The following is an 11,666-nucleotide window of genomic DNA, read 5'->3' as shown; positions in this document are numbered from 1 at the left end:
GGGGATGAAGAAAACCCCCACTGATTAAAGTTTCACTTTATATCAGTTTCTCTATTTGCACTTATATATATACTGATTTTGATTTTTTAACATATAAGTCGCTACTATGAAGAAAAAAAGTGCCCTGCACTCGTTTTATCCCTTTGTTTTAACCTGTGCATGTGGCAGAAAAAGAATCTGAACTATTACGCATGACTAGATGCTCTCGTTCATCTAAAAAAGGGGATTTTTAAATTGTATATATAACAAAAGAGCCTTCTAGTAATCTAGAAGGCTCTGAAACTATTAATTAATAAGGCTTAGAATATCCTAAGAAATGACTGCTCCAATATGAGTTATTTAATGATGCCACTTTAACTCCATTGTCCCCAGCTTGAATAAAGCTACCGCCACCAAGGTAGATACCGATATGAGATGGACCAGACTTATATGTGTCTTTGAAGTAAATCAAATCGCCTGGTTGCGGGTTAGATGTATGTTGGAAGCTACTCCAATATCCAGCTACGCTTTGACGACTGATTGAATAGCCAAATTTGTTATATACGTGATAAATATAACCACTGCAGTCAACACCGTTTGCAGAAGTGCCGCCCCATACATATGGAACACCTTCCATTGATTGTGCGTATGAAAGTAGTGATGAAGTATCACGAGAGTTATTGCTTGTATTGTTATTATTGTTGCTGTTGTTTTCAGCTGGTTTTTGAGCTGGCTTGTTATTTTGTACACCGCTTACAGGTGTTTTAGATAAGAAGCGAGTTCCTACATAGCCAGTGCGGCCGTTATAGTTAACTTTGCTCCAGCCAGACTCGTCTGCAACTACTTGTACTTTTTGTCCTTGTGGCAGTGCACCGATTACACCGTAGTTTGTTCCAGCACCGCCACGTACATTTAATGCACTTGCATTAACGTAATATTCTCCGCCGCCTTGAGCTGGAGTTTCGACTTTGTTATCATCGTCGTTATTGTTATTGTTATTGTTATTGTTGTTGTTGTTAGCTGGCGGATTAGCTGTAGAAGTGCCGCCTTTTACAAATTTCACAAATTCGCTGCTAACATAACCTGTATTTCCGTTATGCTTCACTTTGAACCAGCCATTTTCAGCGCCAATAACGTTTAATGTTTGGCCTTTTAATACGCCGCCAATGATACCTTGGTATGTAGCCGGACCTGTACGAACACGTAAAGACGTAGCGTCTACAACATAAGTACCACCTGTTTGAACTGTAACATTGTTGTTATTTTGTTGTTGTTGGTTATCTTGTACAACGTTTGAATCAGAACCGCCTTTTGTTACATAGTCCTTGCTAACATAAGCGTTTTGTCCACCGTAGCTAATTTTGAACCAATCTTGTACTTCACCGATGACTTGTACAACTTGTCCTTTATGTACAGAACCTAATTGCGTGTGTGATGTGCTCGGGCCTGTACGAACGCGAAGGGAAGATACATTTACTGAATAATTTCCGCTTGCTGGTTGAACAGTTGAGTTGCCTTGTGATTGAGAACCACTGTTACTGTTAGAAGTGCCCGTATTTACAAATTCGCCACTAACGTAGCCAACTTTTCCGTTATAGCTAATTTTGAGCCAGCCGTTTTCCTGGCCAATTACGTTTAGTGTTTGTCCTTCATATACACGAGACGAAATGTCATGAGATGTGCTCGGACCTGTACGAACGCGTAATACGTCTGCATTTACTGTGTATTTTGTGTCGCTTTTTGGAGCTGCTTTAGTTGTTTGTGCTGTTTGTGCTGCAGGTTTTTGTGCGTTTTGATCAGGAGCTGCTGCCTGAACTGTGCCCATTGTCGGGGCTGCTGCACCTGCTACAGACACTGCTGCAAGACCAGCAAGATATTTTTTCATAGTTTGTCGATTCCTTTCTGCCTGTATTTTAGGTGATGAAAAAATTACCAACTAATAAAAATTCTAAGATGGTTGTCGACTGATGTCAATGCTTATAGCGAAATCCATATATGACAAAAAGGTTAAAAAAAAAGAAAGGTGCCAATTTGCACCTTATTATAGAAAGTACATCTATATATTTACAATAAATAGATGTACTGTCATTCATAGTCAAGGTAAAAAGGCGTTGGAAGTAGAAAAGCTTTGCATAAATGTTTTTTGCAGTAATTTTGTGACAGGGCCTACTTGTCCGTTTTGAATAGGGGTTCCATCTAGATGGGTAAGCGGCATTACTTCAAAGGTTGTACCTGTAAAGAAGCATTCATCTGCTTTATATACATCATGAATGCTAAATAATTCTTCTCGCAGAGAAATATGTAATGTATGGGCAAGCGATATAATATATTGCCGAACAATGCCGTTTAAAATGAGATGGTTTGCAGGATGGGTGTATAGTATGCCATTTTTCACAAGAAAGAAGTTAGAAAGACTACCTTCTGTGACAATGCCATTCCGAACGAGAAGAGCCTCTTTGCAGCCTTTTCGCTCTGCTTTCGTATTAGCCAGTATGTTTGCTAACAAATTTAATGACTTAATATCGCAGCGAAGCCAGCGAATATCGGGCTCTGTTATCGCGCGAATCCCATACTCAATCCATAAAGCAGGTCTCTCTTTTTTTCGAATGTAAGCATAAATAGTTGGAGTTGTATCAAAAGAGAAGGCATGAATACGAGGTTTGATACCTCGGGAAATTTGTAAATAAATGATGCCGTCTTCTTGAAATTGATTCTTTTCAATTAGTTCGTATAAGGATGAGATAAGCTCAGCTTTTGAGAGAGTAAGGGACAGCTCAACTTCTTCCATAGAGCGGTATAACCTTGTGATATGTGGATCTAATAAGTGTAAAGTACCCTTATAAATACGAATAACTTCATATATGCCATCACCAAACTGTAGACCGCGCTCTTCTAAATCAATATGAGGTTGTTCTTTTGCTGTATCAATCATTTTTCTATTCCAAAATACAAAGCGTTCATACGTCATGTTTTCCCCTTCCTTCTCCAAGTAGTGTTTGCACATACAAATTCGAAGGTTGAAAGAAAGAATCCTGCTTTATAATACAAAAAAAACAACGTTCTACAGTAGAACGTTGCATAAAGGAGGGTAGCTTGTTTATTAGGGACAAAGCTTACATGTTTTATTATAGATATGTTTCGTGAATTTTATGTAAAATTTTGGTGAAGGTTGTGTGATGATTACACAGCTATAAAAAAAGCGCTGATTACTCAGCGCTTTTTTCTTTAATCGTTGTTTTGATTGTACCTGTTTTTGTTTTGTTGCCTTCATAGAAACGAAGTAAATCGCCTTCAATGATTTTATCTGACATATGCAATTCATTTTGAGCACGGTCAACCATTGCTTGTGCTTCAGCTTTTGGTACTTGTGCAACCTCACCTGTTAGGCGGTTATAGAATGTGTTATTTTTGTAAAGGTATTGATCTGTAACGAAGCTTCCATCACGTAATACGACAAATGGTTTGCGGTCTAGCGCGAACAAGTCATGCCCGAAACGAATATCATTTGTTGTATCAACACCTAGTAAATGAAGAATTGTTGGTTTTACATCAATTTCTCCAGCAGGTGCTGTAATTGTTTTACCTTCTTTTTGACCAGGAACGTGAATGAAGAACGGTGTACGTTGTAAGTTCATATGGTCAAATGTTGTAATTTCTTCTTTTCCTAAGAACTGTGCCATTGCACGGTTATGGTTTTCAGAGATACCGTAGTGGTCGCCATAGAATACAATAACAGAGTTATCGTAAAGGCCTTCTGCTTTTAAACGTTCAATAAAGTGTTTTAATGCTTCGTCTAAATAACGAGCTGTTACCATGTAACGGTCAAATACACCGTCACCAGAGTTATAAGGTTCGATTAATTTTGTTCCCTCATCGTAATCAAATGGATAGTGGTTTGTTAATGTAAGGAAACGTGTATAGAACGGTTTCTTAATATTTTTTAACATATCCACTGATTGATCAAAGTACTCAATATCTTTTAAACCCCAACCTAGTTTTGTTTCAGGAGTAATTTTATAATCTAATTCGTTAAAGTAACGATCGTAACCAAGTGCTGGGTACACGATGTTGCGGTTCCAGAACGTTGCGTTGTTTGCATGGAATACCGCTGTGTAATAACCTTGATCGTGCAAGATTTCTGGTGTTGCCATAAATTCATTGTTACCGTGTGTAAAGAATACAGCGCCGCGATCTAATGGATATAATGAGTTGTCTACAAGAAACTCTGCATCAGATGTTTTACCTTGGCCTGTTTGATGATAGAAGTTTTCAAAGTAATAGCTTTCTTTGGCGAATTGGTTTAAGAATGGCGTTACTTCTTGACCATTTACTTTAGAACCAATTAAGAATGTCTGCATTGATTCAAGAGATACAACAATTACGTTTTTCCCTTTTGCTACGCCGAACATATTTGGGTCTGGCTTTTCTTGTACTGTCTTCACATAGTTTTCTGCTTCTTGCAACTTACTTCCATCTGCAAATGCTTTTTGTGAACTTGATTTTGCTTGTAAACCAAGATCATATAGTTGGTGTGTGTATAAACCTAAGTTTTTCACAAGCATGACGCGGTCAAATGAGCGCGTTAATAATTCAGGACGCTCTGTTTCTGCAAGTCCTAAGTTTGCAAAGAAAATAGCAATTGTTGATACAAAATATAATGAGCGCATTGGACGTGAAACACGCTCTGTTTTTGCATACTCTTTCTTTTTCTTTAAAAGAATAAAGAAGAAGATAAGGTCAGCAAACGCAACAATAATTTTGTAGTTAAAGAGCTCTTTTACACTAGAGCCAAGACTACCAAAGTTTGACGTTTGTCCTAGTACAGGTAATGTTACGAAGTCATTATAGAAACCATAGAACATTACGTTACCAACAAGAACAATAGTCAGGACAAAGTCGATTCCAAGTGCAATATAATTTCGTTTTTTTCCTTTTGCAAATAATGCAAGACCCACTAAAAATAATGATGTTGCTAATGGGCTAATAAATAAAATAAATTCTTGCATAAACGATTCTAATTTTAAGTCGAAGCTAGTACGTGTGATAATATACGTTTTTAACCATAATGTAAGGGCAACAAATAACGTAAATCGCACGTTTTGAAATTGTAATTTCAAAGATTCCTTCATCCATTTTCACCCTTTCTCTATTAGGCTTGGTCAATTTTTGAGAGAAAAATGCTAAAATAAAAAATACATAGTTTTCTTTGCCATGGATAGAGTTTTTTCTTTCATACATCCATATATGACTTGAACTATGCATACCTTTTGTTTTCCTGCCTCTATGTTGTTCCGTAAGCACAACGTCATTTTTGTATTATACAACAAAAATTGGCTATTAGGAACACGTTGGAATTTTACATTTTTTGTATTTTTTCCGTTATAGCTGACAGTGAAAACTTTAACATTGGTTTATATGCTCGTCAACTAAAAAATATAACAAAATTGGGAAAGAATATGTAGTGGGAGAGAGTATTTTATATTGAGAAAAATTTAAAAATATAAATCGAACACTTGTTCTTTTTGTGTTTGTTTGCTATAATGAGAGCATATGATAAGTAACGTTCCAAGCTAGAATCTACACTATATTGTATGTGTGTGAAGTTTGCTTATGTTGTAAATAAACTTGGTTTATTAGAAATAAATATGAAATTTCTATTAGTAAGAGAATGTCACCTGCTAATGAAACGCTCTTACTAAATTTCTTTATTTCGTCACAAATTGACCGCAAATCGCGGAAGAATAGCGAGGGGAGCTTTCATAATGAAGGAGAATTTTTCAGTTGAAGCGTTTTGGAATAAAGTGAAAAATGCGGCAATTAAGGCGGGACATTCAGTTATTTATGCTAGCTTGTTGCTGTTTTATGTATTACAAAAACGAGATGTTCCAAAACGAGTAAAGCTTGTAATTATTGGTTCTCTTGCGTACTTTATTGCACCGATTGATGTGATTCCTGATTTTGTAGCTGGACTTGGTTATACAGATGACTTAGGGGCATTAACAGCTGCACTCGTACAAGCTGCAATGTATGTCGATGAAAAAGTAAAAGAACAAGCGCGCACAAAACTGGGAGAATGGTTTAGTTCTGATGTGGATACGTCACTTATCGATCAAAAGTTAGATTCATGAAGCGAAACGTCTAACGGAAGGAATGGGATATGCCATCAGGAAAAACACACACGAAGATAAACTTAGTTTCTCTTCCTATCTTATTATTTATGCTTGTTTCTTACGGGTTAACAAATTTTGATTTTTTACTTACGTTTGCGATTGGGTTTATTGTTGGGACTTACTTTTTAACACCGGATTTGGATATCCATAGTGCTGCTTATCGGAAATGGGGATTACTTCGCATCTTTTGGTATCCATATCAAACTGTGATGCCGCATCGTTCACCGCTTACACATACCATTATTATTGGTGATTTAATTCGGCTTCTCTACATGCTGCTTGTTTTCTCACCGTTTTTATACGTGTTAAATAAAACGGTGCTAGAGGGGAATTTGCTTGAAATTGCCAAGGAGCATGAAGTAGAAATTATCACGTTTGTACTCGGCGTTATAGCTGCTAGTGCATTACATATTATAGCGGATGGTGTGAATACAAGGCGGAAAAAGATGATGCACCGCAAACGGAGAAAAAGAAGATGGTAAAAGCACTTGCATACTGCAAGTGCTTTTACTCTTATAATAAGGAGCTGACTAAAAAGTCCACTTTTTAGTCAGCTCCTTTCACTTTTCTATATGATCTAGTTCAGCAGATCGACTATTTGTATGCCGAATGTTGTCGAAGGGTCTTTATACCGTGTCGAACCGCCGATATATTCTAAAGAACGGTCGATAACGGAAAAAAGACTGACCTCAAAAGGCACCTATGTGCCTTTTGGGTCAGTTCCTTGTTCCGTATGAAATACACTATCTAGCTGTGACATCTTTCATTGCTTCAGAAATACGATCAACTGTTGCTTTTCCAGCATCTTCAACAGCATCAACGGCATTTTGCATTGCATCGCTTGCTGCTTCAATGCCGCGTTTTGTTTTATTGCGCCCTTCGTCAATAGCAGATTGATTTCGGTTTTGTTCAGCCATTTTTTAGCCCTCCTAAAGTCAGTTTTCAGCTTTAGTATAAGGAAATATTATTTTACTATTCATGAATGAACTGGAAATAACAATGTATTTAGGTATGCGGGGCAGGTCATTTTTTTATGTTGAAAAATCAAAGGGTGTATATATATAAATGATAACGTTTTTTTATTACAGAACATATAATCATATCACAATTTGTGAAAAAGTGAACAAAGAAATTGTGAAGAAAATTTGAAAATTGGGATTGTAAATAAAAGAGAATATGATAAAGTATAAATATGACATTGATGAAAACGTTTTCTTAAAACGTTTTATTTTTAGATCTAAAGGTCTGATGACCTGGTGATCTACTTATATGGTTGTTAGCAAACAGGGGATACTAGAAAGGAAGAGGGGCTATGAGCACATGGACACAAATTTATGATCCGCTAGGTAACATTTGGCTTTCGGCAGCAGTTGCAATGATTCCAATTATATTTTTTTTCTTAGCGTTAGCAGTTTTTCGTATGAAAGGCTATGTTGCAGGATTTATTACAGTCGTATTAACAGTTATAATTGCACTTTTCGTTTATAAAATGCCATTTACGATGGCGATGGCAGCAACCGGTTATGGCTTTGCTTATGGATTATGGCCGATTGCGTGGATTATCGTTATGTCAGTGTTTTTATACAAAATTTCAGTAAAAACGGGACAGTTTGATGTTATTCGTGCATCTGTTCTTTCTATTACAAGTGATCATCGTCTACTTGTTATTTTAATTGGCTTCTCATTCGGGGCGTTTTTAGAAGGGGCAGCTGGATTTGGAGCACCAGTAGCGATTACGGCGGCGCTTCTTGCAGGACTTGGTTTAAACCCATTATACGCAGCGGGGCTTTGCTTAATCGCTAATACAGCGCCGGTAGCGTTCGGAGCTATGGGTATTCCAATTTTAGTAGCTGGTCAAGTAACAGGTATTGACCCTCATAAAGTAGGGCAGATGGCTGGGCATCAATTGCCGCTTCTATCATTATTTGTTCCATTTTTCATCGTATTCTTAATGGATGGATTAAAAGGTGTGAAACAAACGTGGCCTGCATTATTTGTAGCAGGCGGCTCATTTGGGATTACGCAGTTTATTACAGCAACATATCTTGGACCTGAGCTTCCAGATATTACATCAGCATTAGTAAGTTTAGTGAGTTTATCGCTATTCTTAAAAGTATGGCAGCCAAAAGCAATTTACCGTTCTGGAAAAGGACAAGATGAAGCTGCGGCAACGGTAGATGCTGGTTCTACAATGAACTTAACGACGGGAAAAGTTTTAAAAGCATGGTCACCGTTTATTATCTTAACGGTAATGGTTGTTATTTGGAGCCAAAAATTCTTTAAAGACCTATTTGTTCCAGGCGGTGCGCTTGAAAGTTTAGTATTTAAATTTAAAGTTCCGGGTCTGCATAATTTAGTCATGAAGGCAGAGCCAATTGTTAATAAACCAACGCCGTATGAAGCTGTATTGAAGCTTGATATTTTATCAGCAACAGGAACAGCAATTTTAATTGCATGTATCATTACAATGTTTGTTTTAAAAATGAGTCCAAAACAAGCAGTAGCGACATTTAAAGAAACATTACAAGAGTTAAAAATGCCAATTCTATCAATTGGATTAGTACTTGGTTTTGCATTTATTGCAAATTACTCTGGACTTTCATCGACGTTAGCATTAGCATTAGCAGGAACTGGAAGTTTGTTCCCGTTCTTCTCACCATTCCTTGGATGGATTGGGGTATTCTTAACAGGATCAGATACATCTGCAAATGCATTGTTCTCAAACCTACAAGCTATTACAGCGCAGCAAGTAGGTGTGAAGGAAGTGTTGCTTGTTGCTGCAAATACAACAGGTGGTGTAACGGGTAAAATGATTTCGCCGCAATCGATTGCAATTGCATGTGCGGCAGTTGGACTTACTGGGAAAGAATCGGATTTATTCCGCTTCACAGTGAAACATAGTTTATTCTTTGTAACAATCATCGGTATTATCACATATATTCAAGCTTATTATTTAACTTGGATGATTCCTTAAACAACAAAGGGACTTCTCTTAACGAGAGGTCCCCTTTTTGATTATTTTTGATTTTGATAAGGGAAATGAACAGTTTTAATATGGTATAAATTGAAATGAAAATGTTGATTACGTGCTGTAATGAGTTCAATTTGACTGTCAGTTACTTCCGTTAATTTTCCAACTTTGTAAGCTTGTATGCCTAAATCAAGTAATACAATATGTTGGTTTAGTTTTTTCAATTGTTCAGAAAACGTCCGGGCAAGTGTGAGTTTTGATGCTGCTGGTGATAGTCTTTCTCTTTCTAAGCCATAAGGCGTTTCAGCTTCTTGATAAGGAATAAGATATTTTACGTGATGAAATGGAATATATAATGTTTGATAGACAGGTGAGAGGAAGACAAAATAGTCATTCATAATATGAGTGACATATCCATGTAAAAAATGTTCGTGTGATAGTGCGAGTTCAATAAATTGTCCTTTTGCCACTTGTAGTGTTTTTCGAAGTGAAATTGTGGATTCGGTTGATAACATATCTTGTGGTAGTAAAGATTCTGGAATTGTGAGATTTTCAAAGAGTAAGGATTCTATGAGTGGAGTTAAATGTTGAATGTGTAAACTAGAGATATACATGTATTTTTCTCCATCATACAATACGATTATATCTGATCCTTTATCAATCATAATTCCTTCAAATGGGAGAAGCTCCCCGGATATTGTTACTTGTATGGGCCGATTAATATATTTTTGTAAATGAAGCATAATAATCTCCTTTCTTGTAATGACATACGCTCTTTTTCCTCACTTTTAAGCTGCGAAGACCAATTTCATCCAATAATATAAGCAAAGTAGCGTGAAAATGACAGTTGGCGGAATGACGAGAAATGTCGCTTTCATATACGTTCCCCAGCTGATATTTACTTTTCCTTTTCTTGTAATATACATCCACATTAAGGTTGCTAATGTACCGATTGGGAGTAGTAGTGAGCCCATGTCGCTACCGATGATGTTTGCAAGATAAATCGTTTTCAATGTAATCGGATCTAGTCCCATTTCGGTAAGTGCGATCGTACCAATCATTAAGGCAGGATGGTTATTAAAGATGTTAGAGAGGATAGAAAGTAAGCCGCCCATAATAAAGTCGGCATGAAATAAACTTCTGGTAATGAGTGGATGAAGTTTTGTAATGAGAAATTCGGTTAAACCGATGTTGTGAAGTCCATATACAATTACGTACATAGAAAATGCGAAAACTAACACATACCAGGGTGTTTTCTTAATCATGTCAATCGGTGGAATGCGCAGTTTGTACCATCTCCACCCAAGTAAAATAATAGAGCCAATGACCGCTGTGATGGCGATAGAAAATTGAAAGTACGATGCAATAAACAAGCTGATACGAACGCATAAAACAAATAATAGAATCCCGAACATAAATCGTGTTCGCTTACGATTTGCATCTATTTGGGGCCTTGGCTGCAATGGATGGAAAGATTTTTTGACGAAATTTTCATCTAAATGTATCGGTAAGACCGGGAGCGTTTTCGGTAATTGTTTTTGAAATATGAGGAATAATAGGAACGCCATAAAAAGAAGGCCTAAAGTGGCAGGAACAAATATCATTGCTGTATGCATGTATAAATCCATATGGACGATTTTCAAAGCGATTAAATTTACAATATTGCTTACACCAATCGGTGCACTTGAGGCGGTGGCAATGAGTGCGCCGCTTAATAAGTAAGGTACTTTTTGATCATGTGTAAGTCGTAAATGGTGTAACAAAAGCAGTAAAATGGGAGTTGTAATTAATATGCTACCATCATTATTAAAGAATAATGTCATGAGAAAACAAAGAAGATTTGTATACCAAAAGAGGCGAATACCAGAGCTTTTTGCTTTTTTTGCAAGTTGAACCGCGCACCAATGAAAAAAGCCAAAACTCTCTAGTACGATTGCCATAACAATGGTCGCCATAATTGTTATAGCAGCGCCAATAATTTTTGAGCTAATATCACCTAAGTCAGCAAAAGAAACGGTGCCGCTTAAAATGACAATCATTGCCCCAACTGTTGCTGGAATTGCTTCATTCATTCCTTTTGGTCGCCAAAAGATGATGAGCATAGTTCCGAGAAAAGCGAGTATGGTTATTGTAGATTGTAGGCTGATCAACTCTTTCACTCCTGTTCTTATAGTGAAGTGTCCGTACAAAGTATATTCCTATACCGGTTTATATTACATATGTATGACGTGTGGATTTTGCTTGTACTAAGTGAAATAACTATTTTTTGAGTGAAAAAGAAAAATGTAAATATCTTTGCATTTTTTAGACAATGATGTATGATAGGAGCGTAGTGAAAATTTAATCAGTGATAAACTAGGGGTGCCCGATAGAGCTGGGCTGAGAGAGAAGCGTGTTGAAGCTTCTTAACCCTTTGGACCTGATCTGGTTCGTACCAGCGGAGGGAAGTTGACGGCTTTACATAACAATGTCTTTATGTTGCCAGGTCCTATTCTTTATGATGGACCTGGCTTTTTTATTTGGCATTGCAAGCCGCTAGTTCTCGT

The 11,666-nt window shown here is 37.0% G+C and carries 9 protein-coding genes and 1 riboswitch; of the genes, 3 read left to right on the top strand and 6 right to left on the bottom strand.

What is annotated here, in order from left to right:
* Nucleotides 1-289: 289 nt before the first annotated feature.
* The 3 genes from V7024_RS04575 to V7024_RS04565 all read right to left on the bottom strand — a co-directional run bounded on the left by V7024_RS04575 (nucleotide 290) and on the right by V7024_RS04565 (nucleotide 5,108).
* Nucleotides 290-1,864, bottom strand: a complete 1,575-nt coding sequence (locus V7024_RS04575; RefSeq protein WP_335516267.1) for a C40 family peptidase — start codon at nucleotides 1,862-1,864, stop codon at nucleotides 290-292.
* Between the two features lie 210 nt (nucleotides 1,865-2,074).
* Entirely contained in the window at nucleotides 2,075-2,947 is an 873-nt protein-coding gene (locus V7024_RS04570; RefSeq protein WP_335516264.1) for a D-amino-acid transaminase, read from the bottom strand.
* A gap of 238 nt (nucleotides 2,948-3,185) precedes the next feature.
* A complete protein-coding gene (locus V7024_RS04565) occupies nucleotides 3,186-5,108 on the bottom strand; it encodes an LTA synthase family protein (protein WP_335516261.1) in 1,923 nt (640 codons plus the stop codon).
* Between the two features lie 633 nt (nucleotides 5,109-5,741).
* Between V7024_RS04565 and V7024_RS04560 the strand changes: the two genes are divergently transcribed.
* Both V7024_RS04560 and V7024_RS04555 read left to right on the top strand, forming a co-directional pair.
* On the top strand, nucleotides 5,742-6,107 hold the full coding sequence (locus V7024_RS04560; RefSeq protein WP_335516258.1) for a YkvA family protein: 366 nt from the start codon (nucleotides 5,742-5,744) through the stop codon (nucleotides 6,105-6,107).
* A gap of 29 nt (nucleotides 6,108-6,136) precedes the next feature.
* Complete coding sequence (locus V7024_RS04555; RefSeq protein ID WP_335516255.1) at nucleotides 6,137-6,631, top strand: metal-binding protein; 495 nt, start codon at nucleotides 6,137-6,139, stop codon at nucleotides 6,629-6,631.
* A 261-nt stretch (nucleotides 6,632-6,892) separates the two neighbouring features.
* On the opposite strand, the gene V7024_RS04550 is transcribed toward V7024_RS04555, so the two are convergent.
* Nucleotides 6,893-7,066 carry a hypothetical protein gene (locus V7024_RS04550; RefSeq protein ID WP_335516253.1) on the bottom strand — a complete coding sequence of 58 codons (174 nt, stop codon included), beginning with the start codon at nucleotides 7,064-7,066 and terminating at the stop codon, nucleotides 6,893-6,895.
* 395 nt (nucleotides 7,067-7,461) lie between these two features.
* On the opposite strand from V7024_RS04550, the gene V7024_RS04545 reads away from it, so the two are divergent.
* On the top strand, nucleotides 7,462-9,123 hold the full coding sequence (locus V7024_RS04545; protein ID WP_335516249.1) for a lactate permease LctP family transporter: 1,662 nt from the start codon (nucleotides 7,462-7,464) through the stop codon (nucleotides 9,121-9,123).
* A 41-nt stretch (nucleotides 9,124-9,164) separates the two neighbouring features.
* On the opposite strand, the gene V7024_RS04540 is transcribed toward V7024_RS04545, so the two are convergent.
* Both V7024_RS04540 and V7024_RS04535 read right to left on the bottom strand, forming a co-directional pair.
* Nucleotides 9,165-9,863, bottom strand: a complete 699-nt coding sequence (locus V7024_RS04540) for a DUF2642 domain-containing protein (protein ID WP_335516246.1) — start codon at nucleotides 9,861-9,863, stop codon at nucleotides 9,165-9,167.
* Between the two features lie 45 nt (nucleotides 9,864-9,908).
* Nucleotides 9,909-11,267 carry an arsenic transporter gene (locus V7024_RS04535; protein WP_335516412.1) on the bottom strand — a complete coding sequence of 453 codons (1,359 nt, stop codon included), beginning with the start codon at nucleotides 11,265-11,267 and terminating at the stop codon, nucleotides 9,909-9,911.
* 200 nt (nucleotides 11,268-11,467) lie between these two features.
* Nucleotides 11,468-11,583: riboswitch (TPP riboswitch) on the top strand.
* Nucleotides 11,584-11,666 lie beyond the last annotated feature (83 nt).

It is taken from the genome of Bacillus sp. JJ864 (assembly GCF_036963045.1).
GTDB lineage: Bacteria > Bacillota > Bacilli > Bacillales > Bacillaceae_G > Bacillus_A > Bacillus_A pseudomycoides_C.
Note: the sequence above shows the minus strand (reverse complement) of the source record. Positions and strands in the feature narration are given on the sequence as shown.